35 protein-coding genes and 1 other annotated feature are annotated in these 25410 nt (G+C 40.2%); of the genes, 27 read left to right on the top strand and 8 right to left on the bottom strand.

The genetic code is table 11. The features are described from left to right. Positions 1-512: 512 nt before the first annotated feature. The 4 genes from EV282_RS12830 (at position 513) to EV282_RS12815 (ending at position 4070) form a co-directional block, all read left to right on the top strand. The gene (locus EV282_RS12830; RefSeq protein ID WP_207224295.1) at positions 513-1880 is read left to right on the top strand and encodes a copper amine oxidase; all 1368 of its coding nucleotides are present in this window, start codon (positions 513-515) and stop codon (positions 1878-1880) included. 1 nt (position 1881) lies between these two features. Next, entirely contained in the window at positions 1882-2586 is a 705-nt protein-coding gene (locus EV282_RS12825; RefSeq protein ID WP_130296180.1) for a class F sortase, read from the top strand. A 178-nt stretch (positions 2587-2764) separates the two neighbouring features. Next, a complete protein-coding gene (locus EV282_RS12820; RefSeq protein WP_130296179.1) occupies positions 2765-3322 on the top strand; it encodes an RNA polymerase sigma factor in 558 nt (185 codons plus the stop codon). After that, the gene (locus tag EV282_RS12815) at positions 3315-4070 is read left to right on the top strand and encodes an anti-sigma factor (protein ID WP_130296178.1); all 756 of its coding nucleotides are present in this window, start codon (positions 3315-3317) and stop codon (positions 4068-4070) included. The genes EV282_RS12820 and EV282_RS12815 overlap by 8 nt, the downstream gene beginning before the upstream one ends. Positions 4071-4116: 46 nt before the next feature. Here the strand turns inward: EV282_RS12815 and EV282_RS12810 are convergent, their stop codons facing one another. Then, entirely contained in the window at positions 4117-4374 is a 258-nt protein-coding gene (locus tag EV282_RS12810; protein ID WP_130296177.1) for a hypothetical protein, read from the bottom strand. A gap of 60 nt (positions 4375-4434) precedes the next feature. Here EV282_RS12810 and EV282_RS12805 point away from each other — a divergent pair, with 60 nt between their 5' ends. The 3 genes from EV282_RS12805 (at position 4435) to EV282_RS12795 (ending at position 5943) form a co-directional block, all read left to right on the top strand. Further along, a complete protein-coding gene (locus EV282_RS12805; RefSeq protein ID WP_130296176.1) occupies positions 4435-4818 on the top strand; it encodes a YkvA family protein in 384 nt (127 codons plus the stop codon). 134 nt (positions 4819-4952) lie between these two features. Continuing rightward, a complete protein-coding gene (locus tag EV282_RS12800; RefSeq protein WP_130296175.1) occupies positions 4953-5477 on the top strand; it encodes a DUF3189 family protein in 525 nt (174 codons plus the stop codon). A gap of 268 nt (positions 5478-5745) precedes the next feature. Further along, positions 5746-5943, top strand: coding sequence for a hypothetical protein (locus EV282_RS12795; protein ID WP_130296174.1), 198 nt, complete (start codon positions 5746-5748; stop codon positions 5941-5943). A gap of 39 nt (positions 5944-5982) precedes the next feature. Here EV282_RS12795 and EV282_RS12790 read toward each other — a convergent pair whose 3' ends face one another. Continuing rightward, positions 5983-6309 carry a hypothetical protein gene (locus EV282_RS12790; protein ID WP_066288040.1) on the bottom strand — a complete coding sequence of 109 codons (327 nt, stop codon included), beginning with the start codon at positions 6307-6309 and terminating at the stop codon, positions 5983-5985. A gap of 164 nt (positions 6310-6473) precedes the next feature. Between EV282_RS12790 and EV282_RS12785 the strand changes: the two genes are divergently transcribed. The 4 genes from EV282_RS12785 to EV282_RS12770 are packed head-to-tail and all read left to right on the top strand — an operon-like array spanning position 6474 to position 8610. Continuing rightward, positions 6474-6923, top strand: a complete 450-nt coding sequence (locus tag EV282_RS12785; RefSeq protein ID WP_130296173.1) for a GNAT family N-acetyltransferase — start codon at positions 6474-6476, stop codon at positions 6921-6923. Between the two features lie 15 nt (positions 6924-6938). Beyond that, positions 6939-7664, top strand: coding sequence for a hypothetical protein (locus EV282_RS12780; protein WP_130296172.1), 726 nt, complete (start codon positions 6939-6941; stop codon positions 7662-7664). Between the two features lie 20 nt (positions 7665-7684). Next, complete coding sequence (locus EV282_RS12775; protein ID WP_130296171.1) at positions 7685-7960, top strand: hypothetical protein; 276 nt, start codon at positions 7685-7687, stop codon at positions 7958-7960. Between the two features lie 17 nt (positions 7961-7977). Further along, positions 7978-8610, top strand: a complete 633-nt coding sequence (locus EV282_RS12770; protein WP_130296170.1) for a pyridoxamine 5'-phosphate oxidase family protein — start codon at positions 7978-7980, stop codon at positions 8608-8610. Positions 8611-9000: 390 nt separating this feature from the next. Here EV282_RS12770 and EV282_RS12765 read toward each other — a convergent pair whose 3' ends face one another. After that, on the bottom strand, positions 9001-10344 hold the full coding sequence (locus EV282_RS12765; protein WP_130296169.1) for an FAD-binding oxidoreductase: 1344 nt from the start codon (positions 10342-10344) through the stop codon (positions 9001-9003). Between the two features lie 157 nt (positions 10345-10501). Here EV282_RS12765 and EV282_RS12760 point away from each other — a divergent pair, with 157 nt between their 5' ends. The 4 genes from EV282_RS12760 (at position 10502) to EV282_RS12745 (ending at position 13391) form a co-directional block, all read left to right on the top strand. Beyond that, positions 10502-11320 (top strand): CPBP family intramembrane glutamic endopeptidase, encoded by an 819-nt coding sequence (locus EV282_RS12760; protein ID WP_130296168.1) that lies wholly within the window; start codon positions 10502-10504, stop codon positions 11318-11320. After that, the gene (locus EV282_RS12755) at positions 11317-11826 is read left to right on the top strand and encodes a GNAT family N-acetyltransferase (RefSeq protein ID WP_242611871.1); all 510 of its coding nucleotides are present in this window, start codon (positions 11317-11319) and stop codon (positions 11824-11826) included. Before EV282_RS12760 ends, EV282_RS12755 begins: the two co-directional genes overlap by 4 nt. A 56-nt stretch (positions 11827-11882) precedes the next feature. Continuing rightward, positions 11883-12102 (top strand) — a binding site (T-box leader). A gap of 43 nt (positions 12103-12145) precedes the next feature. Further along, positions 12146-12601, top strand: coding sequence for an HIT family protein (locus EV282_RS12750; RefSeq protein ID WP_130296166.1), 456 nt, complete (start codon positions 12146-12148; stop codon positions 12599-12601). Then, a complete protein-coding gene (locus tag EV282_RS12745) occupies positions 12594-13391 on the top strand; it encodes a protein phosphatase 2C domain-containing protein (protein WP_130296165.1) in 798 nt (265 codons plus the stop codon). The genes EV282_RS12750 and EV282_RS12745 overlap by 8 nt, the downstream gene beginning before the upstream one ends. An 85-nt stretch (positions 13392-13476) precedes the next feature. On the opposite strand, the gene EV282_RS12740 is transcribed toward EV282_RS12745, so the two are convergent. Next, the gene (locus EV282_RS12740) at positions 13477-13848 is read right to left on the bottom strand and encodes a cyclic-phosphate processing receiver domain-containing protein (protein ID WP_130296164.1); all 372 of its coding nucleotides are present in this window, start codon (positions 13846-13848) and stop codon (positions 13477-13479) included. A 124-nt stretch (positions 13849-13972) separates the two neighbouring features. Here EV282_RS12740 and EV282_RS12735 point away from each other — a divergent pair, with 124 nt between their 5' ends. From EV282_RS12735 to EV282_RS12710, 6 genes are all read left to right on the top strand, one after another. Continuing rightward, positions 13973-14368 carry a DUF4362 domain-containing protein gene (locus EV282_RS12735; protein WP_165389455.1) on the top strand — a complete coding sequence of 132 codons (396 nt, stop codon included), beginning with the start codon at positions 13973-13975 and terminating at the stop codon, positions 14366-14368. Between the two features lie 124 nt (positions 14369-14492). Beyond that, complete coding sequence (locus EV282_RS12730; protein ID WP_130296162.1) at positions 14493-14855, top strand: GNAT family N-acetyltransferase; 363 nt, start codon at positions 14493-14495, stop codon at positions 14853-14855. Between the two features lie 23 nt (positions 14856-14878). Next, the gene (locus EV282_RS12725; protein WP_130296161.1) at positions 14879-15121 is read left to right on the top strand and encodes a hypothetical protein; all 243 of its coding nucleotides are present in this window, start codon (positions 14879-14881) and stop codon (positions 15119-15121) included. A gap of 12 nt (positions 15122-15133) precedes the next feature. After that, a complete protein-coding gene (locus tag EV282_RS12720; protein ID WP_130296160.1) occupies positions 15134-15352 on the top strand; it encodes a hypothetical protein in 219 nt (72 codons plus the stop codon). Further along, a complete protein-coding gene (locus tag EV282_RS12715; protein ID WP_130296159.1) occupies positions 15336-15899 on the top strand; it encodes a GNAT family N-acetyltransferase in 564 nt (187 codons plus the stop codon). The genes EV282_RS12720 and EV282_RS12715 overlap by 17 nt, the downstream gene beginning before the upstream one ends. A 3-nt stretch (positions 15900-15902) precedes the next feature. Then, positions 15903-16283 carry a hypothetical protein gene (locus tag EV282_RS12710; RefSeq protein ID WP_130296158.1) on the top strand — a complete coding sequence of 127 codons (381 nt, stop codon included), beginning with the start codon at positions 15903-15905 and terminating at the stop codon, positions 16281-16283. Here EV282_RS12710 and EV282_RS12705 read toward each other — a convergent pair. Beyond that, positions 16276-17181 (bottom strand): nuclease-related domain-containing protein, encoded by a 906-nt coding sequence (locus EV282_RS12705; RefSeq protein ID WP_165389454.1) that lies wholly within the window; start codon positions 17179-17181, stop codon positions 16276-16278. The two genes, EV282_RS12710 and EV282_RS12705, sit on opposite strands and share 8 nt — an antisense overlap. 366 nt (positions 17182-17547) lie before the next feature. Between EV282_RS12705 and EV282_RS12700 the strand changes: the two genes are divergently transcribed. From EV282_RS12700 to EV282_RS12680, 5 genes are all read left to right on the top strand, one after another. Continuing rightward, positions 17548-17712, top strand: coding sequence for a DUF3934 family protein (locus EV282_RS12700; protein WP_077362246.1), 165 nt, complete (start codon positions 17548-17550; stop codon positions 17710-17712). Positions 17713-17817: 105 nt separating this feature from the next. Then, a complete protein-coding gene (locus EV282_RS12695) occupies positions 17818-18219 on the top strand; it encodes a hypothetical protein (RefSeq protein WP_242611870.1) in 402 nt (133 codons plus the stop codon). A 57-nt stretch (positions 18220-18276) separates the two neighbouring features. Beyond that, positions 18277-19287 (top strand): UDP-glucose 4-epimerase GalE, encoded by a 1011-nt coding sequence (gene galE, locus EV282_RS12690; RefSeq protein WP_130296156.1) that lies wholly within the window; start codon positions 18277-18279, stop codon positions 19285-19287. A gap of 112 nt (positions 19288-19399) precedes the next feature. Further along, a complete protein-coding gene (locus EV282_RS12685) occupies positions 19400-20134 on the top strand; it encodes a hypothetical protein (RefSeq protein ID WP_242611869.1) in 735 nt (244 codons plus the stop codon). A 2-nt stretch (positions 20135-20136) separates the two neighbouring features. Next, positions 20137-20877 carry a hypothetical protein gene (locus EV282_RS12680; RefSeq protein ID WP_130296155.1) on the top strand — a complete coding sequence of 247 codons (741 nt, stop codon included), beginning with the start codon at positions 20137-20139 and terminating at the stop codon, positions 20875-20877. Positions 20878-20939: 62 nt separating this feature from the next. Here the strand turns inward: EV282_RS12680 and cphA are convergent, their stop codons facing one another. After that, a complete protein-coding gene (cphA, locus tag EV282_RS12675) occupies positions 20940-23570 on the bottom strand; it encodes a cyanophycin synthetase (RefSeq protein ID WP_130296154.1) in 2631 nt (876 codons plus the stop codon). A gap of 16 nt (positions 23571-23586) precedes the next feature. Then, positions 23587-24381 carry a cyanophycinase gene (locus EV282_RS12670; RefSeq protein ID WP_130296153.1) on the bottom strand — a complete coding sequence of 265 codons (795 nt, stop codon included), beginning with the start codon at positions 24379-24381 and terminating at the stop codon, positions 23587-23589. 270 nt (positions 24382-24651) lie between these two features. On the opposite strand from EV282_RS12670, the gene EV282_RS12665 reads away from it, so the two are divergent. Then, positions 24652-25146, top strand: a complete 495-nt coding sequence (locus EV282_RS12665; RefSeq protein WP_130296152.1) for a competence protein ComK — start codon at positions 24652-24654, stop codon at positions 25144-25146. Positions 25147-25208: 62 nt separating this feature from the next. Here EV282_RS12665 and EV282_RS20680 read toward each other — a convergent pair whose 3' ends face one another. Then, a complete protein-coding gene (locus EV282_RS20680; RefSeq protein WP_130296151.1) occupies positions 25209-25334 on the bottom strand; it encodes a DUF1963 domain-containing protein in 126 nt (41 codons plus the stop codon). Between the last annotated feature and the right edge of the window lie 76 nt (positions 25335-25410).

Below are 25410 nucleotides of genomic sequence, written 5' to 3'. Positions count from 1 at the left end.
AAAAAGATAAACGGCAAATTTCTTCGTTAACCGGTTTCACCCTTATATGTTTGCACAGTTTGATTCATCATGTTTTTTCTCATGTTAATAGCCTCCTTATTTGTTGATACATACATTGTAGGTCATTTTATAAGAGAAAGACCATCATTTTTTTGGAATAATCTGAATAATGAATCTCCGCAACGTTTTTCGCAGCTTTAATTGAGGGTTCTATGGTCTAATATAAAAACTTCCACCGTAAAACGAATGTATTTGAGCGTAGGTCAGCCAGTTTGAGCGTAACTCAACTTTTTTGAGCGAAGATCGGCGATTCTGAGCGATACTCATCGATTCTGAGCGTAGCTCGGTATTCTTGAGCGAACGTGTAACAAAATAAAAGAACACGTACCGTGAAAATATACTTTTCAAAAAAAAAATAAAAAATTTTTCAAATCTAGTGATCCAAATCAAAACTCTCTTCGTTAGCCTTATGAATCTATCAAAATATGTTCAAAAAAAGGAGAGAGTTAACCATGAACAAGAAAATGAAAAAAGCATTAATTGCTGTTCCATTAAGTGTATCTTTACTAATTCCTACTTTCAGCGTAGCAGATGCGCATGGCCACGAAAGCCATAGCAAGGGCCAAATGTCTGCTGAGGTAACGAATCCAGCCATCGATCTTCGTGCATCGTTAGACACTCTTTTATCCGAGCATGCATTCTTAGCTGTCGTGGCGATGCAAAAAGGAATTGATGGAAAAGAAGATTTTGAAGCGGCTGCAGGCCAGCTCAATCAAAACACAGAAGCTCTTTCGAAAGCAGTAGCTTCCGTATATGGTGAAGAAGCAGGAGCGCAGTTCAAAGAAATCTGGAGCAGCCACATCGGCTACTTTGTAGATTATGTAACGGCGACGGCTGAAAATAATGAAGAAGGAAGAAAGCAAGCTCTAGCGGAATTGGATGAATACCGAACTACGCAAGCTGATTTCCTAGATAAAGCAACTGAAGGACGATTAAAAGCAAAAGACCTTGAAGAAGGTTTAAAAGTACACGTGGATCAACTCGTTTGGGCATTCGAAAGCTACAGAACAGGTGACTACGACAAAGCGTACGACAATATTACAGAAGCGATGAACCACATGTTTATGACAGGAAAAGGTTTATCTTGGGCGATCACAGATCAGTTCCCAGAGAAATTTGAAAACAAATCAGTGGATACACCTGCAGCAGACCTTCGTGCTGACTTGAACAGTGTGTTCTCTGCACACGCTGCATTAGCTGCATTAACGATGCAAAAAGGAATTGATGGTGCAAAAGACTTTGAAGCGGCAGCCGCTGAACTGAACGAAAACACAGATGACATCACGGCAGCAGTAGAATCCGTATATGGTGCTGAAGGTGCAGCTCAGTTTAAAGAAATCTGGAGCAGCCACATTGGTTACTTTGTAGACTATGTAACTGCGACAGCTGAAAATAATGAAGAAGGCAAACAGCAAGCGATCAAGGAACTGGATGAGTACCGTGCTGAACAAGCGGCATTCCTCGATACAGCAACTGAAGGGCGCTTGAAAGCTGCTGACTTGGAAGAAGGCTTAAAAGTACACGTTGATCAGCTGTTAGCAGCGTTCAACAGTTATACAGGCAAAGACTACCCTACAGCATATAAGAACATCTCTGAAGCGTATGGTCACATGTTCGGCGTAGGTCAGGCGATGTCAGGTGCGATCGTTGATCAGTTCCCTGAAAAGTTTGCAGGCCAAAAGCCATCTGACATGCCAAAAACAGGTATGGGCGGCATGAGCCAAACGAATAACGATGCAGTGATGTGGAGTTTCTTCGGATTCCTATTAGCTGCTTTAACAGGAGCAATGGTTCTTCGCAAAAAAGCATCAAACAACTAATATGGTAAAGAACGGGGGACGATACAGTTCTCCTTCTTTTCTATCTATTAAGATGGAAAGGGCGATTGATATGCGTTACTTTTTAGGACTTATTTTGCTGGTTCTTGCTCTAAGCGGATGTTCAAACGCGGAGCCACCTGCTAAGGAAAAAGTAAATGAGGAAAAATCAACAAATGTAAATGAAGAGAAGGAGCAGATCGCATCCTCCTCAACAGAACTGACACCTCCAGAAGGCTTAAAGTTAAAAGCGGATAACGAAGGAATTGTTCCCGTTTCTATTGAGATTCCCGCTTTGGATATAAACACTGAGATTGAAAAAGTTGGCAAACTGGAGAACGGACAGATGGGTGTTCCAAAAGGGTTCGACACAGTCGGCTGGTTTGGAGAAGGTGCGAAGCCTGGTGCATCAGGAAATGCCGTTATGGCAGGTCATGTAGACAGCAAAACAGGACCAGCGATCTTTTATAAATTAGAAGATCTTAAAAAAGGTGATGAAGTCATTGTGAAGGATAATGACGGAAAGACATTGAAATTTGTTGTAACTGGAAAAGAAAAATACGACAGGAAAAACGCTCCCGTCGATAAGATATTTGATTACTCGTATGGCAGCAAACTAAACCTGATCACGTGTACCGGAAACTTTAATCGGGATGAAGGGACACATGAAGAAAGATTGGTTGTCTATACGGAACTTCAAAATAGTTAGTGTTACCCGTTCTCATGACAGAGAGCGGTTTTTCTATTGTGTACATGGAAAGGATGAAAATAAAGTGATCCGAAAAATGGATAAAAACGTTAGCTTTATACATCCTGCATCACCAAATAATACAAATATTGCCTGATTTCGCTATAATGAAGGAATCATGAACAGAAGGAGACAAAGGATGGGTAGAATTTCTGATAACGAGCTTTACCAGCTAGTTCAAGAAGAAAATAAAGAAGCCCTTGAGCAGTTATATGATAGGTATGAAAAACTGTTGTTTTCATTCTCATATAAAATTCTCAAACAAAAAGAGCTTTCCGAAGAAGCCGTTCAAGATGTTTTTATGAAGCTATGGCGGAAAAAAGGCATCTACGCAGAACATAAAGGAAAGTTTTCTTCATGGCTATTAACGGTCACGAGAAATGTCTGTATTGATTTACTTAGAAAACAAACGAAAAATCAAGTTGAACTATTGGAAAAAGACATGGATATAGAACGGACGGAAAGTTTAGAAGAAACGGTAACCTGGAACGAAGAACGAAAGGTTTTAAAACAAGCGGTTGGCCAACTGACGACAGAACAGCAAGAGATTGTGGATCTGTTTTACTTTAAGGGGTATTCGCAAGCTGATATTGCAGATAAACAGAAACTTCCGCTCGGTACAGTAAAGGGAAGAATACGGCTTGCGTTGAAACATTTAAAAAACACGTATATAAAGGGGGGCGGTAAACGTGGATAAGAAAATGTGTGATCAGCTTTTGGATTATTATAACGGCATTCTTTCCGATGAAGAAAAAGCTGCCTTTGAAGCTCATTTGAAGGACTGCCCGTCTTGTCAGGAAGAATTGGCTGAGTGGGAGGAACTGACTTCTGATCTTCCTTATTTATCAGATGAGATCGAACCTCCTAATGGAATGAAGCAGCGCATCTTAACAAACGTTTTTGAGGATGAAAAGTCTGTAGAAACGGAAGAAACAAATCGCTCGGCAACTTCTATTACAGATATTGATTCTGTGAGAAATGAAACACCTAGAAAGAAAAGCGGATGGCTGACAGGTTTATTAGCCGCAGGTCTTCTTCTGTCTCTTGGAATGAACGCTTATTTGTTCGCAGAGAACGAGAAGAATGAACAAGTGATTGAGGAACAGATGAGCAAAACCTATAAATCTGTGCAGCTTGCGTCAGAACAAAGTGATTCTGCGGGGATTGCTTCCATGGTCCAAAAAGATGAGAAGATGAATCTCGTCGTTCAAACTCATAATATGACTCAAGTACAGGGGAAAGAAGTTTATCAAGTTTGGTTGATTGAAGGAGATAAAAAGTACAGAGCAGGCACGTTTATTCCTGATGAAAAAGGAAATGGAGCAGTCGTGTTCACAGTTAATTTCCCAGGTGAACACAAATGGGACGCAGTCGCGATTTCACACGAACCGACCCCAGACAGCAAACAGCCAAAAGGCACGATCGTGATGGCTTCGAATCTGTAAAAGATTTAAATCTAAACAATAAAACACATGCCAATTAGCGTGTGTTTTATTGTTTTCCAGTGAACATAACGAACAAAAGGATTAATACGATAATGAATAGCCCTACACTTACGACGATTTCACCCGATCTAAAACGGAAGTAAATGAAAACGAATAAATAATAAATCGTTAAAGAAACCATAAGAAAAACAGCAGCAGTGATAACTTTTGATGTACTATATTCACTAAAGGATATTGTAAAATAAACGATCCAAGACAATAGTGAAATGCCACCAAAGCGATATAGAAATTTTTCAGTAGACATAGAAGCTCCCTTTTAATACAGTATCCTTTCCATTACGCACACAATAGGAGAAAGTTCCTTATGCTTAACAAAATTAAAGCCTGGGCAAGAAATCTAAAAAAATATGTGTTTATACTTTACTTCGCATATAAGGATTATAGAGTACCTTGGTACGCAAAGGTATTTACGGCATGTGTTGTAGCTTATGCATTCAGTCCGATTGATTTGATCCCTGACTTCATCCCTGTGTTGGGTTATCTAGATGATATCATTATTGTCCCATTAGGTATCAAGCTTGCTTTGAAGATGATACCTAAAGCGGTAATAAAGGATTGTGAAGAAAAAGCAGAGGAGTTGATGGTAAAGGGTAAACCGACGAATTGGCTAGTCGGTACTATAATCATTACCTTTTGGGGAATTCTTTTGATCTGGGGCAGTATGGCTATATATCAATACATTAAATGATGAAAGCGGTTCTCCATCTGGGGGGCGCTTTTTGATTTTTTTTGAAGTTAAAAAAGTCCTTAAATATCTAACAAGTATATAAACCTGCCAAAAGGCGATAATTATGGATGAAAGATTTCAAGGAGATGTCGCGAATGATTTTTATCTATAATGATTATGGCGGTACACATACTACGGCGCTAGCGGCTGCTTATCATCTTAAAAAACTGCCGGCTCATGCTGAACTTACGAGAGAACAGATATTAGGTGTAGAATACTTTAACAAACTAAAAACGTCTGATATGGGGAGAATGATCTTTCACGGGCTGGATGAGGATGGACATTCTGTTTATACAGTGGGACGAGGGAACTCTAAAATATTTGTTCCAGGGTTAAAAGAAATGTTTGAAATTCTGCAAAAGAAAAATGGAACAAATGAAAAATTGATTTTTTCAAACACCTCACCGACGGTTCCTTTAACGATGACGTTTGGAGGATTGTTCTCGAGAAGGCTTGGTATTGATTTTATTGGAGTACCTTTATTAGTGAAGGGTGCTAAACAAGCCTCTGCTCAGATCGCTTATCTTGTTGAACATACGAAGGAGATGGCGAATAGCTCAACAGAGCAGGTCCTAATCATAGACAACAAAGAAGAGTTTTTAGTCACAAGTGCAAGTTGATTCGAATACCTTATAAGAACACTTTCTTCCCGGAAAAAGTCCCACAGGTTGGGGCTTTTTTATTTCGAACGTCGTACAAAGTGTTTTCATAATCTAAGGTAGAGAGTACGATCCATGATGGAGTGAAAGCCATGAATTATTATAATCGAATTCCTTTTGTGACTCCAGATCCCTCAGATCCACCAATGGAAACAATTCAAACAATTCAGGAGCTTTTCAGTATAAGCCTCCAAATAACACGGGTACGATATTGGGGATTATTGGTGGGGTGTTAGCTACGGTAGGGGATGCTGTATCCACGATTGGAGCAGTGATCCAATTAAATACCGATGTTTCAACCGACTATCAATCGCAAGTGGATGATTTTAAATCTGATCAGGAAAAAGAAAAAATGCAGCAAGAAATTGATGACCTTCAAGATAAAGTGAAGCAACTTGAAAAATTGGTAAGGAGGGCTATTAAATAACCCTCCTTTTTGCATGAAAAAAAGCTTGGAGTGTCCAAGCTATCTTTGTTCGTTCGTATCTTTCACACTGGCAATCTCGATCTTTTCAACAAACATGTTGAAAACACTGCGTTTTTGTTCGAGCTTTTTTAGCTGTTCTTTCAGCTCGTTATACTTTTCTTCAAACGGCTGCTGGTACGTCTTCTTAATGTTTTTGATCATTTCCTCGTTGATGGTGGATTGAATGACTTGTTTCGTTATCCCGAATTTATAAGAATAAAGCTGAAGCTCAGTCTTCACATTCTCGTACTCTTCATCGATTTCTTTCTTCTGTTTTTCAATCTCTTCTTTCCATTCAAGCAGAGCATCTTTTACATACGGCTCCATCTTTTGCCTCCTTAAAGCAGTTCATTCATACGTCTAACTTTTTATGTACTCAATACACTATTTATAATGAGAAGCTCTTTTATGGGGGTATTTTCATACATTGACTAAATTTTTCCATAACCCTATGATTGAAGAAAGTACATTTAGAGAGGGCTTATTTTACTATGAAACTTGAAACAAAAAGACTCACGATCGTTCCGGTTGATCACCAACTTGTTGAAAAACTTTCGCCGGAAGATTACGAGATTCATGGCTTTATCAAAAGTTATCTAGAGAAGTTACAAGAGGATGAGAGTCTGCTTGGCTGGGGCGTTTGGTTTGTGATTGAAAAAGAGACTGAAAGGATTGTTGGAGATATCGGATTCAAAGGAAAACCGGTGAATCAAACGGTCGAAATCGGATATGGCATCATTCCTTCAGCACAAGGGAAAGGCTATGCGACTGAATCGGTTAACGAAATCGTAAAGTGGGCAGGGTCTACGAATCTCGCAAGTCATGTTATCGCTGAATGTTTAGAGGATAACATCGCTTCGATAAAAGTATTAGAGAAACTAGGGTTTGATAGAACGGGTACAGATGAAAAGATGCTGAAGTGGAAGTTAAGAGATCAATAGAGAGGGGTTCAGCACTTGCAAGAAAACTTCTTCCAGCGAAAAATAATGGCGTCGATCACAACAACAATCACTTTGGCGATGATACTGGCAAGCATATCTTTAAAGGATAATGCTGGCGGCACGTCTGATTATGGGGAAGCTTTTTTAGCAACCGCAATGCTGTATGGCACGTATGGAGGCGTCATTATACTGGTTTATGGATCATTGGTGTCTGCATTAATTGAGTTTGTTATGAACAGATGGTTCAAAATCAACACTCCTATATTCATTATGCTTCACGGTGTTTTTGGCCTGATTATGTTTGCAACTCCAATCCTTGCCGTGTTTGGCGTTGGATCAGCACTTCTTTATGCATGCATCGACAGGTGGATTCTTCATCGTTTAAAAAAGGAGAAACCAACTTTGATGTTCATGCTCACTCCACTTGCTCTGTTTATGATGACTTGGTCTGTTCTCAGCTTTATAACTCCAGATCAGCCTCCTTTTTCTGCAGAGGATGCAGTGGAGTTCGTGACGTCAGGAAAAGGAACGGTCATTGATAAGTTTCCGAAAGAAGAGGGCATTATCACGGTTGGAAATGCTACTAGAGAAACAAGTGTTGAAGAAGTCGGGGATGAAGTGTACATCGTAACTTTTACTGAGACGTGGAAGCACGAGGATGCAGGCGGTCCGTGGTCGATCTCTTATAAAGTAGAGCGCGGATCTTCAACGATTTATGATGAAAGTCAAAATGGATTTTAATTGAAGGAGGGGGAATCACTTTGTTTGGTATTGGATGGGTTTATCCGGTTTTATTAGCAGGCATTATTATTCTCTTTTTTATGTTGAAGATGTATCTAAATGGGAACTGGAAGCTTTACCATACAGCATTTGGACAGGAAAATTACTTTAAAGCCGTCTCACAATTACAGTCTGATGGTATCAAGTATAAAGTGAAGATTCCGCTCCAATTTGATCGTGAGCGTTCATTTAACGACAACACGCAGTACGATATTTATGTGAAAAAGGATGAAGTACATCGAGCTTCAATAAAGTAAACGGATGGTGATCTTTTATGATAACGAATTTTAAAGAGTGTATTACAAGTCAGGAAGAATTGAGAAATATGTTAGGAAACCCGAGTGTTAGAGGGCAAAACAAAGTAATTTCTACTATCGATGAGCATTGCAGAGAATTCATAGGGAAGTCCCCATTCTTAGTACTTGCGACGTCAGATGCTGCAGGAAACTGTGACAGCTCACCTCGGGGTGATGCGCCTGGATATGTTTATGTATTAGATGACCAGCATCTCATCATTCCTGATCGACCGGGGAACAAGCGTGTGGATTCGATGTTCAATATACTTGAAAATCCTAGGGTGGGTCTACTTTTCCTCATCCCTGGTATGGGGGAAACGCTCCGAATAAATGGGCAAGCGACAATTATTCGCGATGAAGATATTTTAGAAAAGATGGCGGTTAACGGGAAAGCGCCACTGCTCGGAATCGTTGTAAAAGTAGAGCAATGTTTCATGCATTGCGGAAAAGCCTTCAAACGATCAGGGCTTTGGGAGCCTGAGAAGTGGGGAGCTAAAGAGGAATTGCCGAATGCAGCAAAGATTCTAGCTGATCATGTGAGCCTTCCGGGAATGACAGAAGATGTAGTGGCAGAAGCTCTGTTAGATGGTTATAAGAATAAGCTTTACTGATCAAAAAAGGAAATAAACCTAATGTAAATACCCCTTCTGACCATTTTTCAGAAGGAGTATCGAGCTAGCCGAGCTGAGTCAGGCGTAAAACATTCAAAACAGGTGCAGTTTCGATCACCGAATCTGTTTTCAGTCGATACCTGTAGAGGTATTCAATGCCATCCAGGAGACTGAGTCCAGAAAAAAGCGGCATCAATCCAGAAGTTTGGTCAGTTTATCAACGAGTTTTTGCTCTCAATCCAAAAGTTTTAACTGCTTATCCACGAGTTTACAATCCTCGACAAATTCCGCCTCCGCCCTACCATCAATCAATTGCTGTCCTCACCATAAATAAGCCCTTCAGCTTCATAACGAGCTGAGGGGCTTATGCTGAAATCATCAATCACATATTTAATATGCTGGCGGAACACTCTGTGGATGATTAAATACATTTTCCGGATCGTATTTTGCTTTTACTCTTTGAAGTCTTGCAAAGTTTGTTCCCCAGTAGGCAGCTCCAAAATTTTCGATATTTTCGTCTGGAACGTTAACATACGAACCTGTTGTATATCGTTTCAGCTGCTGACGTACTGCTTCGACTGATGCGAGGCTGCTAGCTTCTTCGGATTTATCAACCCACGTTGCATTCCATTCCGTATAAAATAATGGATCTCGCCAATAGAAGGCGGTCTTGTCTTTTGGTACTTTGCCAATAGCGCCGCCCCAATTTGTAAAATAGAAATTGGATTCTGTTCCGGGTGCTTCTTCTAAAAATTGTTTCATAACTGCAATTGGTGTTTCTGGCCAAAGGTCAGTCGCCCAAGACGAAGAGAACTTAAAGTTTTGATCTGCATATGGTGGTTCAGGCGGATCAAGGAAATCGATACAGTCTGGGTAGAATAGCGTTTCTATGACTACCTCAGTAGGTGTCCCAGTATTTAGCAAAGGCTGCAGGATTTGAATCAATTCCGGTCTTGAACCTAGGAAAAGCCCAGTTACTTGACATAATCCGTTTACCTTGCTGTAGATCTCCATATAGCTACCTAATCGCGAATCTGTAAACGGCAGCAAATTTTGCCAAGCATTAAACACCGTTTCGAGCTGTTCCCATGGCCAAATAATGTTAAAGACCGTTGCGGTTGCAGGTGCTCGATGAACTTTAAACGTATATTCCGTATTGTATCCAAACGTACCGCCGCCGCCTCCTCTAGAAGCCCAAAACAAGTCTTCGTTGCAAGTTGGACTGGCTTTAAGAATTCGTCCTTTTGCATCTACTGTCTCTAGTGCAAGGAGGTTATCTGATATGACACCAATCGTACGTGAGAGTAACCCGAATCCGCCACCCGTCGTTATCCCTCCAATACCAACGGTCGGGCTATCTCCGAACACAGCCATAAAACCCTCTCGAGCCAATCCTTTAACAAGGGGGCCAACGCGAATCCCTGGTTGAACAGTAGCAATGCCTCTTTTTTTATCCAAATGAACCTTATTCATGTCACTCGTATCAATAACGAGTCCGCCCTTTACAACATTGAACTCCTTGTCTAGAGCATGCCGTCCACTTCTGACTCTAAGCGGGACATCATTCTCACGTGCCCATTTGATCGCATTGCTTACATCGCAGGCATTTTGTGCAAAGACAAAAACAAGAGGAAAGGTATTCACATACGGGTTCCAGTTCTTAACGGCTTCATTATAGCCCGGGTCCCCTTTAAAGATTACTCTTCCGGTTAACTGTGTGTTGCATGATCCCATGTATTCCACTCCCGACACGACATTTTTGTACTTAAAAGTATGCAATTAATGTATGCAACATCTATAAATACGGTTAGGGCTTTTATTTTAAAAAGGATTTTTGTCCGCAGCAGAAGAAATGTAAGAATGGAAGGTAGATAAAGGGATAGGTGATGCAATGAAAAAAATTTCGATTGGGATATCGCTCTTTTTACTCTTAAACCTATATTTCAATGTAACAACCCACTTTATTTCGAATACGATCATTCAGCTGATGTGTATTCTATTATTTTTCCCGATTGCTCATTATTCGGTAAAGCTGGTTGGCTTGCCTGGACTGAAGGGGCTTGGGTTGGTTAGAAGTAAAAAGGGGTCGCAGTATTTTTTAATCAGCTTTCTCATTGGATTCAGCTGTTGGACCGCTATGTATGCTGTCTATTGGTATCTAGGGAAATTTGAGATTACCGGAGTGAAAACAGGATTGGACGCATTATGGATAGGCTCTCAAGTTATTGCGGGATTTTTACTCGGGTCGTTGATCAATGATCTCATTACTAGGGGTTATATCATCAACTGGCTCTCAGAAAAGCTGAAGCCTTTAGCAGTCGGATGTATCAGTGTTTTGATCTACGCAATTGATGATTTTTGGAACGGTGAACCTACGATTGTGAACTTTGTTTTTTCTTTGATTCTAGGAGTTTCTTTTACATATGCATTTTTAAAAACAGGCTCACTTTGGGCAAACACCGGCATTCATTTTGGATTAAATGTTTCATACGGAATGATATATGGGCTCAGTGGAAATTACGGAGCAGGGTTAATAACTACATCAAAAGGCGATATCCATCCCTTAACGAATCATCTTGTGGTGTTGAGTGCAGCAGTCGTGATTTTCATAATTGTTTATTATGTTTATCGAAATCCAAGAAGTCAGACTATGATTGATGTTTGTTCAGTTCCGTTAGAAAAATCAAAAAAAGGAGGATGGCAAGGATGAGTGTTATAACAGATTTTGAAGTGAAAAAAGCAACCGTTTTGGAAAGTGATAAGGTTATCAGTCTGCTAAAAGATATCGCACAATGGATGCGGGACAAAGGAATTCAGCAGTGGGGATATTTATTAGAAGGCGGAGATGATGAGGAGATTCATCAAGCAATCGTGGATCAACATACCTACATCGTTATAGCAGGTAGTGAGATTATCGCGACGTTTACGTTATCACCTGATCAAAGTGAGTGGGACCAGCATATCTTTGGAAAGGATGATACCCACGATTCTCTCTACTTACATCGATTAGCGGTTAAGCCTGAGTATATGAATCTTGGAGTTGGAAAAAATCTTTTGAAATGGATACAAGAAAATCATCACTCAAATAAAACATATTTAAAGCTGGATTGTGTTGCTGATAATGCGAGACTAAATCAGTTTTATCGAGAAAATGGTTTTGAATATGTAGGTGAGACTGATAGTCATAACAAGTATCAAAAAGTATTAAGTAGGTAGAATTGTCTTGACAGAATTTTCAAATCACACTATGATTAGTAAAAGTTTTCCATAATTGAAACGCTTGGATTAGGAGTAGTAAGGATGTTCTGTCGTGTAGAGAGCTGCTGATTTGGTGAAAGGCGGCCGATGGATCTCTTGAACTCGCCTAGGAGCGGTCAGGCTGATAGGTAGGTCTGAACGGTTAACTCCCGTGATGGAGCCTTGAGAAGGTTTGTATTTTACCGCAAACCAAGAAGAGTGGTACCACGTTAGGAGCAGCCTATCGTCTCTTTATTGAGATGATGGGCTTTTTATATTAAAAAGGGGGATAAGGAAAATGAGTGAGAGTTGTTTTATCTGCCATAAACATAATGGAGATATTCAGACATCCGGTGTCATGATCTATGAAGATGAGTTCGTATATGTTGGTCATATTGATAAGGGGGGCAAGCCCTCTTACCTTGGCCACATTATGATCGATTTGAAGCGGCACGCTCCTTCTTTAGGTGATATGACGATGGATGAAGCAAAATCGTTCGGTATTATTATGGCACGAGTGAGTAAAGCGATAAAAGAGACTGAGAAGGCGGAGCACATCTATGCGGCTGTTTCTGGCAATTCTGTTCCGCATCTTCACATGCATATCATCCCAAGATATCCTAACACACCAGAAGAATATTGGGGTGCATGGGAAGTGTACGACTGGCCGGAAGCTCCATTTGGCAAAAACGCTGAGATCATTCAGGTGTGTGAGCGGATAAAGAATTATTTGGAGGAAAACCCTCATGAGTGAATTTAGCTGGGTAGGCAGTGACAAAGACTTTGTAGATGAATTAGATGTAAGCATGGTAGAAAAAGTAGCAGTGGGAAGGTTTGGTGGAAACTCTTCAGCAGGCCAATATAAAAACGAAGATGGCTGCTTGGTCTGGGTGAATAAGAGTGCCGATTGGGAGTTCACCATGATTCTTGATGGTCATAAGACCGCTTCAAGTGTGAAGTTGGTGGTAGATCATTTTAATAAAAATAGGGATGAGATCCAAAAGGTATTGATGCAGCCGGCGAGTGAGGCATTAAGAAGAATGGATACCCTCATTCTCGATATTTTTCAGGATCCTGATTTTATGGAGGCATGCCGCAGAACCACAGGGGAAACCGCTTGTATGATCGTGATTCGAAAAGAAAAATATTTATGGTGGTTCTCAATCGGAGACTGCATTCTGCATGTACTTCATCCGGAGTTGATCGCTCATGGTGAAAGGCAGCTGAACCAGCGAAGTTTTTATGAGTGGGTAGGTGAGGTGAACACGTTTGAGATGCCTGTACCTTGCTACAGCACCGGCAAGAAGGAATTAAGGCAAGGTGAAAACCAGATTTTCATGACAACAGATGGGTTGACGGAATGTCCTGGTGTAATTTTTGGAGATCCTCAAGCGATAGAAAATACGTTGAAAGGTGTAAGCGTACCAGAAGGTGTCCGGAGATTGTTAGTTGAAGTTAGACGAAAAGGTGTAAGAGATAGTACGACGATAATCTTTTGGTCTGTACAAATCGAGGAAACAGCTACTCTGCCAAGTGATCTTTGATGTTGTAAACTGTGGCTGTTTCCTCAGTTTATATGTTTAATGTTTAAGCATTGTGTAAAGAGAGTTGGGAATTGTGAGTAATGAGTTACAAAACGTCCAAGTAATGCTGCAGAACACGTGGCGGGATGAATTTTAGAGGCAATGGTCGTAAAGACACAATAATAGTTGGCGACATAATAAGCTCTTTTTGTGCTTGTTTTAAATGATTGTACATACCTTTTCCGGCAACTGAATTGGCGGAATGTATGGTAATACGGTTTGCGAACAGTTTCTCGTCAATCATCATTTGAACGAGCATTGTTCCATTTCTAGTTTTACTGATTAAATCGTGATCTAATGACAGATGTTCGATGTCGAAGTTTCGCAAAAGTTCTATACATTCGTCAATAGTCTCGACAAACACATATCCTTCTGGCGGACTCCGGTAATCATCCATAAATACACTGATTTTCTCCATTTCTTGCACTCCCTTCGAAAGAACGGAGGGTGACTAAGAAAAGTCGAAAGCCCTAAGTTTTTGTATTATTACTATCATAACATACTTTTAACAATAATGAAAAAGACACTGGGGGATGCCCTTTATGAAGAAATACAAGCTTATTGGTATTGTACTACTCTGTTTTTTTTGCACAGGATGTTCAGAAATTCAAATGAATAGCGGTGCGAGAGTGGTAAACAAACACGGGAGCATCAAAAATATAGAGGCGTTAAATACATTTGTCAGCCATGTAGAAAGGCAAAAAAACGCTAAAATAAACATGATTAGTTATGGTATCGAGGGGCAAAAGTTACTTGAAAAAATCATCTATAATGGGGACCATTTGAATGTTCACCGAAGTGTGGATAACAATTTTATTGAAGAATACCAATGTGAAGATATTATTGTGGAGGAAAGTGGACTTGAAAAAAGATATATGCTGAAGCAATGCACCGGTGATTTTAATGGAGAAGCGGTATTATTAACTCTAAAAAAATGAATTAAGCGTTTAGAGAGGAAATAATCAAAAACAATAGAAATATGTGGTAACCCCTATCGACAGAAGGTGAGATCCAGATGATTCGACCTGCAAGAATTAAGGAAGCAAAAGAGGTTGCCAGACTTTGTTTGCAGCTTGGCATATTGAACAGGTAGAAGAGCGATTTAAAAAGATATATGAAGAGAAAGACAGCATAATCTTCTTGTATGAAATGAATAACACGATTTGTGGCTGGGTGCATGTATATGGAAAGTGCATCATTCAGCTGGAATATGCTGAAATTGGTGGATTAGTAGTCGATACAGCATATAGAGGTAAGGGAATCGGCAAGCATTTAATGCGAAAAGCAGAGGAATGGGCTATAGAAAAAGGATATTCTGAAATTCGGCTCCGTTCAGGTGGACATCGGAAAGAAGCTCATGATTTTTATGAAAGGATCGGCTATGAAAATATAAAATGGCAGGAAGTATTTAGCCGTAAACTCTGACTGTCTAAAAGGAGATTAGCGATTTGGGGAATATCGATAAACGAAAAAGGCTCGAAGAAGAAGTTTTTACTTACAGAATTACAAAGAATAACATGGTTTTTATTGAGTATCATGGCAAACAAGTAACAACCTTAAAAGGAAAGGAAGCAGAGAGAATCATTAAAAAGATTGAACAAGCCTCCACTGATCACGAAGTGCAGTTGATTCTCGCTAAAGTGACTGGGAACTTTAAACGAGGAAATGAGAAGGATTCCTCAAAAAAATAGGGAGGTTGCGGTATGACGGTTGCTGGAATTATCTTTTATGCGGTAGTGTTCGGTCTCATCTTTTACCGCATTATTTTCAAACGCAAAATGCCTTCTAACAAATATACGCCCTATGATGATATCACGATGGGGAGGCACATCGATGTGATGAAAGATCAGCCGCTCTACGACACAAAACATGAGATTGAATATAGAGAAGAAACGAGGAATGGACATGAACCAAAGCATTGATTTGAAGCAAAAGTTATCTGGACAGAATATTTTTATACGTATACTTAATGTGGGTGATGCAGAAGATTCCCTTCAATTGCAAGTGGAGAACAAAGATTTTTTTGAGAAGTATTCAATGGAACGCTCACCAGAATTTTATACACTTGAAAGTACACGGAAGCGGCTGCAGATGATGGAAGAGAATGCAAAACAAGATCTTGATTATTTATTTGGTATTTTCACAAATGAAGATCGATTGATTGGTACGATTAATCTGTTTGCCGTCATGCGCGGATCCATTCAAAGTGCGTTTGTTGGCTATTTTTTAGATGAAAGGCACAATGGAAAAGGCTATACCACTGAAGCGGTAAAGCTGATCGTGAAGTATGCTTTCGAAGAATTGAAACTGCATAGGGTTGAAGCGGGAGTTATGCCACATAATATTGGATCGATTCGTGTCTTAGAAAAAGCTGGTTTCGAAAAAGAAGGACTTGCCCGAAAAAATGTGAAGATCAACGGCAAGTGGGAAGACCATCAGCAGATGGCGATTGTTAATCCGGCTGATTAATCTATGAAAAAATGGTTCGTAATGCTAATAGTGTTAATAAGTTTAGTTGGCTGTAATAATGAAAAAAAATTAGTCCGAGTGGATTATCAAATCAGTGAAAATCATTCTGGCGAACATATAATAACGGATGAAGATCGGATTCAAACAATTGCCTCTATCTTTGAAAAAGTAAAATGGGAAAACGTTAAAGTAGAGATGTCGAGGAAAGAAGATATGCAGCTGACTTTTTTCTACCAATATGATCCGAACGAGCCGGAGAGGCTAGAAGAATATAAGATTTGGTTTAACAAGGATATGGATACTGAAATCGTTGATCCAAATAAACATAGGTACGGGAAGCTGGATGAAGCGGATGCCGTGAAATTGAGGGAAGCGATTAAGTGATGAGAGAGTCTAGGTGGTATGTTCTCGATCTTCGAGATGCACCTGTATATGGGAGATTTAATGATTGAAGTAAATGATAAGCTTGCATGCTCGTGGATAAGTCTAGGAAATCTTTGCATTGCTTATTGGTAATGTCTGTTGAAATTAACAGTGCATAATCCATGAGTGCTTGAATATGGGCAGTTTTAGAGGTGTGTTTACATTTGATACATTGCCAATTTGCTGAAATTCTCTCCATTTTATGATTGCATTTAGAACATAGGACGCCAGTTATTAACTCGCTTTTATCAACTCCAAAATACTCAAGTATGTCTGGATTATAAGGTTCATCTAGCTTCATTAATATTCGAAGAATCTTTTTCCTTTCTTTCATGGTCAGCACATCCTTTTCATATTTTTGAATATACTCTTCATATTTTCTTTTTAATCGTGAGCTTTTTATTATCATATTTAACGCGTCCTTATTAGATGGAGGGCTGTCTATATTCGTCTTAGGGTTAGTAATTACCACTAGAGTTTCAATTGGAACTTCAGGTATTTTATGCTTTTTTAGAATTTTTGACAGGTGATATGCCTGTCTCTTTACTTGTTCGATGGGATCATCAAAGACATCTTCTCTATCATTTATTTTTCTGATCAATTGTCCAAACCTATCATCAAAATAAAGGTGCCCTGCATAATTTTTTATTTCTAAAAGAATAATGAATCTCGAAGTAATGATGAGAGTGTCCATTTGAAAGTAATAATTCATATGAAGTATACGAATGTTGTGGATAAAATGAGCATCTTGAGGCAAGTAGCGGTAAAAGTACTCTAAAGATTTTTCTCCGTGTAAACCAGCAAGGTGTTTTGACAAATGATCTTCAAGTTTTAAGTGGATGTTTAAGGATTTAGGCACTCTTTTAATTGAAACCTCTAACTTTTGAATAACCACAGGATTATTATGTTGGTTTTTGATAAAAAAACCTCCCTTATAACATTGAATTTAGTATAAAGTCGGATGGGAAAAGTATCAAAAGTCAATTTGCTTGATCTCGTAATTTTCTAAAGTGATTTATCACATAATTTCTTAAGGCAATCACATAATTTTTTAGCCTCATCACATAAAAAAACGAGTCAATCACATAAAAATAGCCACTCATCACATAATTTTACATTTAATCCCAGTTCCGCATTCAAATTTCTGCTAGATTTCATATGACTTGTAGTAAAATCCCCTTTTCTGCTCTATACTGTGTAATAGAATGTGCATGGAGTGATTATGATGAGTAAAGCGAAAGCGAATAGCAAGAAAAAGAGTGGAGTAGGACAGGGAACTGGCAAGAAGGGCTGGAACCGATGGAAATCGAGCAGCAAGAAAAAAGGACCAAAGCCGTATGTAAGTAAAGGAACGAAAAAGATAGATAAAGATCAGGAACCAAACGACTAATAAGAGCCAGCTCACCATATACGTGAGTTGGCTTTTTTATTTGGTATATTTCGAACCCCTCCAAAATAAAATGAACTATCTAACGGTATTGGGGGAGGACAAGCAGTGTCAATAAATAAAACGGATTACACGATCTCTGAAGACTTGGTCATCAAATACAACACGTTGAGTGCCAAGAAAAAAGAACTTGAAAAGGAACTGGATGAACTGAAGAAGGTCTTTCATATTTATTTTGATAACCTGGTTGGTCCAAACGAAAAAGGCGAGGTTACCGTCAATAATTATAAACTGCAGAGACAAATTCGGAAGTCGGAAAAATTTAATGACGAGAAGACGGTTCACCGGCTTACCGAACTCAACATGACCGATCTCATCCATCATGTTCCAAAACCTGATGAAGAAAAGGTGAAGTCTGCCCTCACGCTTGGATTAATAAAAGAAGAAGACTTGGAAGGCTGTCTCCTTAAGAGTGCTTCACAAGCGATTGTTGTTAAAACACTTAAATAAAAGAGGGGTGACTTGTGTCAAAAAGTCACCCTATTTGTTATGGAGAGTGATCGAAATATGACAATCTTAGTAACAGGCGGTGCAGGATACATCGGCAGCCACACGGTACTTTACCTGAAAGAAAAAGGTGAATCTGTTGTTGTGCTGGATAATCTTATTACGGGCCATCGTCAATCGGTACTCAACAACATTCCTTTTTACATGGGGAGCTTACACGATGAAGAGCTGCTCCACTACATTTGCCAAAATCACAACATAGAAGCCATCATTCATTTTGCAGCAAATTCTCTAGTGGGCGAAAGCGTGAAAGAGCCGCTTTCCTATTATGAAAACAATGTGTCGGGAACACTTTCTCTGCTGAAAGTGATGAACAAAAATAATATAAAAAAACTCGTATTCTCTTCGACCGCAGCAGTTTACGGAGAACCGAAACACGTCCCGATTCAAGAAGAAGACCATGCAATCCCGACAAATCCTTATGGTGAAACGAAGCTTGCGATAGAGAAAATGCTTCATTGGGCAGAAAAAGCATATGGAATAAAATCCGTTTCACTCCGCTACTTTAATGCAGCGGGTGCAGACCCTGAAGGACGTATAGGGGAGGAGCACCATCCAGAAACGCATCTGATTCCGATTGTACTTCAAACCGCATTAGGACAACGGAACAAAATAAATGTGTTTGGCGACGACTATCCTACGCCAGATGGCACATGTATCCGTGATTATGTTCATGTCATGGATCTCGCAGATGCTCATTATTGTGCTCTAGAAAAAATCAGAAACGAAAATGAAGGCGGCGTCTACAACCTTGGGAATGGAAAAGGCTTTTCAGTAAAAGAAGTAATCGAAACGTGCCGGGAAGTTACGCAGCGTGAAATCAAAGTGGAAACATCTCCAAGAAGACCGGGGGATCCAGCAGTACTTGTAGCTTCCTCACAAAAAGCACGTGATGAATTAAAATGGCTGCCGAAACATCCCGATCTAAAAGACATCATAACTCATGCTTGGAACTATCATGCAAAACAGTCACATCAAAATAAAAAAAGAAATGTACAGTTCGTAAAATAGATGAGAGCAGCCCATTAATTCAGGGCTGCATTTTTTTCATGTAAGCATGGAAGTTCATTTACCCATATGCAATAATTGGTAGTACATACATAGTAGTATATAGAGAGCTTTTTTGAAAAAAGGGGTGCTGATCATTAATTTTTATTTCGTAAACCATTTTCCCTCAATGTTGATGGATATCCTGGCAATAATCGTGATTGGGGTTCTTGCTTATCGCATCTATAAAAAGCAAGATGAAAAACCGATAAAGTGGAAAGTTTTTATTGTGATCATCATTGGTCTTTTTTCATTTTCCATTACCATTCCAGCCTTTGATACATTCGTTAAAATTCCAATCCTTCCGCTTGGCGTTTGGATTTTGTATTTTATCTACAGAAACAAGGTAGAGAAGTGGGCGAAGTACAGGCGTTTTGCCTGGCTGGGGTTCATCTCGAATTTCATTTTTCTTGCTGCTGCTCTTTTATCATTTCCACTTCAGAATGCTCTCTATCCAGAAAATGAGCTATCCACTTACATGGCAAGTGTAAAAGAGGCGGAAATTGTAAGCACTCATCCTTCTGCAAAAAAGGTGCAACTTAACAAAAAGAGCCTTGAAAGTCAGTTGAATACAATGAGAAAAGATTCTATACCAAGTGAAGAATGGTACTACAATACAGTCGTAAATGTGGAACCGGAGGACCGTAAAGAACGTTTTCCTTATCAACTTACTGGCACTGAGATGAAATGGGGAAGCGGGACTAGCGCGGTTATATATGTGGAAGAGGACGGGAAAGGTCTGTTAGTTTGGACACCAACTAAACAACTATACTATCGAGCAGACTCCTCCATATTGGAAGGAGGGAAATAGACATGACGAAAACTACAAAATTAACGGTAAGCATAGGCGTATTAATTATTTTGATGCTGGTCACCTATTGGTATTTCCCGAGAACTCCAGTCGCTTTTCCTTCTGATAAAGAATTGATACAAACCATAAGCGCTACGCAAACTACGGTGAGAGTTGAAGAAATACAAGATAAAATAAGGATAGATGATAAACACTTCTTCGTTCCATTTGTCTCAACCACCGGAGACTATGGAACTAGCTATTGGGAATGGCAGAATACAAAATGGAAAGTACTTAACATCGATAATACAGGAGAACCGAAAGTATGGAGGATTGATAGTAAAGACCCGTCTACATTCCGGTTAGTTTGGAATCTACATGAAGACGATCAGGTAGCTTATATGAAGTTGTTCTTATACAGAGAAAGAAATTTCCATGTTACGGACGGAATAGAGTACTATTATCCAAAACTGCAGATGGAAAACAAGATAGAGACAGCTTCGGTCTCATACGGCTCAATGAAACTTACGAATGAGTGGGTATCTGTCATCGACTCTCTAATTAAGATGGATTCAGCTGCAACACCGGATTTATTTGGTGATTTTGACCTCAATCGTTATATGTATTTTGCGTGGAAGCCTTATGAGAAATCGGGGATTGAAGCAAGGATAGAGGGGACTAGCAACGGATTTTCTTTTATGAATGATGATATTGAATTGGATTTTGTAAGAATAATGAATGATCCAGACATCGAATCTCAATAATCAAAAAAACAGTACACCTCCCACATATGGGAATCATGCACTGTTTTTCTCTTTCTACTCTATTATTCTGCTTTCTGTAAGATCGAAATAGATTCAGAGTTTTTGATCCTCTGTAAGATCCCCTGAATGGATGGGTACTCGTCATACAAGAAAACGAGAGTGTCGCCTGGCTGTGATCGCTCCCAAGCCTGGAGCATCGCTTCAGGTTCTTTCGGATACACATGAACAGCCGTATTACTCTTGGCTTCCTTTACACCGGTGTAGAGAAGATGAACCGTTTCCCCAGGTGTGCGTCCTCTTAGATTCACATCTTCTTTTATGATAAAAATATCTGAATGGGTGCCAAAGATGCGACCCATCTCTTGTATGTTATGGTCCTGTCTGTCGCCGGCTGCTGATCCTACTGTAATCACACGACCGCCATTTCTTAGCTGATCCACGGTTTCAAACAACGCTTTAAGACCTGCTGGGTTATGAGCGTAATCGATCACGATCGTCCGGCCATGGATGTTCTCAACGTTAAAGCGTCCGCGGTTCTGGTTTTCTGTCGGAAGGAACGTAATCACTTTGCTGCGAAGTTCAGAAAGTGGACGTCCTAACGAATGAGCAGCAGCGAGTGCACCCAGTACGTTTGCAACATTATGGCGAGCTGCACCACTTATCGTTAACGGGATGTGAGAAACAGGCAGGAACCTTTCCGTTATCCCGTTCTCGCTGAACATCACCCAGTCATTTTCGAGATACCATACTTTTGCACCATTCTCTAAACCTTTTTGGATCTCAGGGTTCATAACAGACAGTGAGAAGAAGACTACATTACCGTTCGTGTGCTGTGCCATGTCCACACAGCGCGGGTCATCAGCATTCAGAACGCATGTCCCTTCTGGAAGTACCACTTCAGCTACAGTTTGTTTTAACCTTTTCAAATCGTCTAATGTTTCAACGCCGTTTAAGCCTAGATGATCTTCGCTCACGTTTGTTACGATGCCAACATCACAATAACGGAAAGCCAGACCTTCGCGAAGCATGCCTCCCCGTGCTGTTTCAAGCACCGCAACATCAACAGCTGGGTGTGACAGCACTTTGCGGGCGCTTCTCGGTCCGCTGCAGTCGCCTGAATCCAGCTGCTGATCGCCGACCCATACGCCATCAGAGCACGTATAACCGACCGTTACATTTTCTTTTTGTAAAAGGTGAGCGACTAAACGGGAAGTTGTCGTTTTGCCGTTCGTTCCCGTTACCGCCACGACAGGAATCGCGGCTTCTTCACGGGATGAGAACAAATAATCAACAATTGCTCCGCCGGCATCACGGCTTTTTCCTTTTGAAGGGTAAAGGTGCATACGGATACCTGGTGCTGCGTTCACTTCTAAGATAGCAGCTTCACCATCTACAAACGGAACAGTTACATCTGTTGAAAGAATATCGATTCCAGCAATATCAAGACCAACAGCAGCTGCAGCTTCTATGGCCATTTTACGGTAAGATGGATGAACTTCATCCGTAACGTCAATCGCAGATCCGCCAGTTGAAAGATTTGCGTTCCCTAAGACTTCAAGGGCTTGTCCTTTTTTCAACACAGAATGAAGAGAGTAGCCGCTTTTTTCTAAATGCACGACCGTACGCTCATCCAGCGGAATCTTGCTCATTGCTTTTTCATGTCCGTCGCCACGTAATGGATTCAGGTTTTCTTCATCAATTAACTCGCCGATTGTTTTAAAGCCGTCACCTGTTACGATAGGAGGGAGACGCAAACTCGCAGCAACCAACTCGCCATTCACAACAAAAAAGCGATAGTCGTTGCCAGAATAATAACGTTCGAGAATATACTGCGTTCCTTCACTGTACACAACACGGAAGGCCGCTAACAGATCTTCATCGTTTTGTATGTCAGTCACGATATTTTGTCCTTGGCGCCCGTTAAGCGGTTTGATCACAAGCGGATAACCGATCTTCTCAGCTGACTGTAGCAATTCATATTCATTGGATACCACATCGCCAATCGGAACTGGGAGACCGGCACCTTTCAGAAAGGTTTTCGTCATATCTTTATCACACGAATTTTCAACAGCAAGATAAGAAGTTTGGCTAGAAATCGTAGCCTGTACGGATTTTTGTTTTTTTCCGGTTCCGAGTCGTAAGTAGCTATTCGTTCCGATCCGCTCCACTGGAATCTTGCGGCTCCGAGCCGCATTGTAGATCGCCTCTGTGCTCGGACCTAATTTATGCAGATGATAAAGATCAGAAGTGTGTTGAATATAAGTATCAGCGCTGATTTCATTTCCTTCTAGAATAGCGGTTACAATTTCAATCGCAGCTTCAAACGCGTTATAGCCTGACTTCGGTTCCACATAATCATACGTTACAAAGTAGATTCCTTTTCGCTCACTTGTAATCGTTTTGCCGCGTTTAACTTTTATACCAGCAAGGTGCTGAATTTCTAACGCAATATGTTCTAAGATATGCCCCATCCACGTGCCTTCGTGAAGACGTTCCACAAATCCGCCCGCATAGCCTCTCGAACAGGTGTGAGTATGAAGGGAAGGGATGACTTTTAGTAATTTATCTGTAAAACCCGGTAACAGGTTCGATGGTTTTTCTTCGAATTCTTCTATATCAAGCTCAATCCAGATCGTTGGTTTGAAGCTGTAAAGATTAGGCCCCGTTAAATAATTCACGCGATTGATTTTCATTAATTACGCTCGCTCCTTAAGAGATGATTAATTCTCGTTTGTGTAAATTGAAAACCGCGCCCGCACCCAATGTATGGAAGCGGATATCGGAAATCGTCATGTTTCCTTTGTTTTCAGCAACGTCCACATACGTAGATGTTTTGCCGTCGAAGATGCTGACGTTGTATTCGCCGATTACTTCGAACTGCTCACCGTCGTTATGTACCCAGATTGCCGTGTTTTCATCGATTCCGATGCCAATGATCTGAGGATTTAACGCGATGGCGCGCATCAGCCTGCTGAAACGGTCGCGCTGGGAAAAATGCTGATCAATGATCACGTCTTCTAAAAATCCGAAGCCTGAGCCCATTTCTAGAACAGAAACGTCCTCTTTTTCAAAGAGCTTGGACGATATGATCATTAATCTGCTCATAACAGCAGCACCGGCACTCGTTCCGCCGATGGTTAATCCGTTTTTCCATTCTTGAAAAAGGTGCTTGTAGAATGTGGTGCCACCAAGAATACTAGTCAGTCTCAGCTGATCTCCGCCTGTCATGAACAAACCGGATAGGGAAGAGAGCTGCTGGGGCAATTCAGGATCTTCCGCTTTTTCCCGTGAGTCCAAATGGAAAAGCAGTGGCTTTGTTCCATGTAAAGTATGAAACAGTTCATGATATTCGCTGCCTACTTCTTCCGGAAAGCCGGATGCTGTTGTCAGAATCCCAATCGGACCTGGACGATTCTTACATAATGCAGCGAACCTGGATAGAATCATTTTTTTATCTTTTTTGTCCTCATTGCCACCAATGATCAAAAGATCACCTTTTGCCATCTTTCATCAGCCTCTTTGTAAATGTAGTAGTTGGAATGATAAGTCGAAATGAGTAAGGAATTTCGACCTGTTATGTATACCACCAATCGTCAGAGTTCAAACCATTTTGAGGGATTTTTTTACTGAATATTTAAATTGTTAAAATTTTTGTAAAAATAGCTAGATTCCTGTCTAAAGACTTAGTATAATTTACCTACTGGAAGTTTTTTGCTTTCAAAATAATGAAAAGGAGAGAAGGTAGAACAAAAGAGAAAATAGGAGGATGAATAGATGGAAAAAACGATGCTTCTAGGTTCCTACGAAATTAACACAAGTACGATGGCACTTTTACCGTATTATAATGAATTCGGTGTTGTGCATACAGAAATATTGGAATCTGAAAAAAATGAAAGAGTTGCACTCAGTCCGATAAAAATAATAAATGAAAGTTGTTTGTTCTTCGGCTCCAGTTATGAAGGCAGGCGAGAAGCTGTCCGCCGTTCAATGGGCTATGTGAGTCTATCCCCAATCATGATCAACCTCGAATTAGGCATTTTCTTTTTTCCTGTAGAATCACCCAAAAACGAAACGTGCATCTGGTTATCACAATCACATGTGCAGCGGATTGAAACTGTCGATTCCGACACATGCAGCGTCCACTTTAAAAACACCGCAAACCTGATCTTACCCCAATCGAAGCATGCACTAGAGGCGAAACTGTTCCGCACCGCACAATACCGATATATATTAAGTGAACGAGTGAGTGAAAGAAATACGAGATATTAAAAAGAAAAACAAAACGCCTGATGCATTCGTTATGCACGGCGTTTTGTTCATTTAAACGTTCATTAATGACATTGCCAAGTAACGAGAACGTCTTTGAAATTCCCATTCTTTAAATCGTCCTTTTTGATAATGAAATAGACTTTTCCTACATCTCCCCAAATAAAATCTAGTTCTTCGTCATAAAACATCCTTTCAAGAGATTAATAAAATCAGTATACGAAATAAGATAAGAAGTAATGTAGAGTCTAAAGTAGTTATTGCAAA

The organism is Fictibacillus sp. BK138, from assembly GCF_004216955.1.
GTDB lineage: Bacteria > Bacillota > Bacilli > Bacillales > Fictibacillaceae > Fictibacillus.
Note: the sequence above shows the minus strand (reverse complement) of the source record. Positions and strands in the feature narration are given on the sequence as shown.

Bases quoted from the DNA above. Each gene is read 5' to 3' on its own strand.
- EV282_RS12710 (WP_130296158.1), top strand. From the start codon at position 15,903: ATGAAAAAATGGTTCGTAATGCTAATAGTGTTAATAAGTTTAGTTGGC.
- EV282_RS12735 (WP_165389455.1), top strand. From the start codon at position 13,973: ATGAAGAAATACAAGCTTATTGGTATTGTACTACTCTGTTTTTTTTGC.
- EV282_RS12810 (WP_130296177.1), bottom strand. From the start codon at position 4,374: ATGTCTACTGAAAAATTTCTATATCGCTTTGGTGGCATTTCACTATTG.
- EV282_RS12740 (WP_130296164.1), bottom strand. From the start codon at position 13,848: ATGGAGAAAATCAGTGTATTTATGGATGATTACCGGAGTCCGCCAGAA.
- EV282_RS12720 (WP_130296160.1), top strand. From the start codon at position 15,134: ATGACGGTTGCTGGAATTATCTTTTATGCGGTAGTGTTCGGTCTCATC.
- EV282_RS12700 (WP_077362246.1), top strand. From the start codon at position 17,548: ATGAGTAAAGCGAAAGCGAATAGCAAGAAAAAGAGTGGAGTAGGACAG.
- cphA (WP_130296154.1), bottom strand. From the start codon at position 23,570: ATGAAAATCAATCGCGTGAATTATTTAACGGGGCCTAATCTTTACAGC.
- EV282_RS12805 (WP_130296176.1), top strand. From the start codon at position 4,435: ATGCTTAACAAAATTAAAGCCTGGGCAAGAAATCTAAAAAAATATGTG.
- galE (WP_130296156.1), top strand. From the start codon at position 18,277: ATGACAATCTTAGTAACAGGCGGTGCAGGATACATCGGCAGCCACACG.
- EV282_RS20680 (WP_130296151.1), bottom strand. From the start codon at position 25,334: ATGTTTTATGACGAAGAACTAGATTTTATTTGGGGAGATGTAGGAAAA.
- EV282_RS12670 (WP_130296153.1), bottom strand. From the start codon at position 24,381: ATGGCAAAAGGTGATCTTTTGATCATTGGTGGCAATGAGGACAAAAAA.
- EV282_RS12755 (WP_242611871.1), top strand. From the start codon at position 11,317: ATGAGTGTTATAACAGATTTTGAAGTGAAAAAAGCAACCGTTTTGGAA.
- EV282_RS12765 (WP_130296169.1), bottom strand. From the start codon at position 10,344: ATGGGATCATGCAACACACAGTTAACCGGAAGAGTAATCTTTAAAGGG.
- EV282_RS12760 (WP_130296168.1), top strand. From the start codon at position 10,502: ATGAAAAAAATTTCGATTGGGATATCGCTCTTTTTACTCTTAAACCTA.
- EV282_RS12770 (WP_130296170.1), top strand. From the start codon at position 7,978: ATGATAACGAATTTTAAAGAGTGTATTACAAGTCAGGAAGAATTGAGA.
- EV282_RS12825 (WP_130296180.1), top strand. From the start codon at position 1,882: ATGGTAAAGAACGGGGGACGATACAGTTCTCCTTCTTTTCTATCTATT.
- EV282_RS12790 (WP_066288040.1), bottom strand. From the start codon at position 6,309: ATGGAGCCGTATGTAAAAGATGCTCTGCTTGAATGGAAAGAAGAGATT.
- EV282_RS12680 (WP_130296155.1), top strand. From the start codon at position 20,137: ATGACGAAAACTACAAAATTAACGGTAAGCATAGGCGTATTAATTATT.
- EV282_RS12800 (WP_130296175.1), top strand. From the start codon at position 4,953: ATGATTTTTATCTATAATGATTATGGCGGTACACATACTACGGCGCTA.
- EV282_RS12715 (WP_130296159.1), top strand. From the start codon at position 15,336: ATGAACCAAAGCATTGATTTGAAGCAAAAGTTATCTGGACAGAATATT.
- EV282_RS12820 (WP_130296179.1), top strand. From the start codon at position 2,765: ATGGGTAGAATTTCTGATAACGAGCTTTACCAGCTAGTTCAAGAAGAA.
- EV282_RS12830 (WP_207224295.1), top strand. From the start codon at position 513: ATGAACAAGAAAATGAAAAAAGCATTAATTGCTGTTCCATTAAGTGTA.
- EV282_RS12750 (WP_130296166.1), top strand. From the start codon at position 12,146: ATGAGTGAGAGTTGTTTTATCTGCCATAAACATAATGGAGATATTCAG.
- EV282_RS12665 (WP_130296152.1), top strand. From the start codon at position 24,652: ATGGAAAAAACGATGCTTCTAGGTTCCTACGAAATTAACACAAGTACG.
- EV282_RS12745 (WP_130296165.1), top strand. From the start codon at position 12,594: ATGAGTGAATTTAGCTGGGTAGGCAGTGACAAAGACTTTGTAGATGAA.
- EV282_RS12785 (WP_130296173.1), top strand. From the start codon at position 6,474: ATGAAACTTGAAACAAAAAGACTCACGATCGTTCCGGTTGATCACCAA.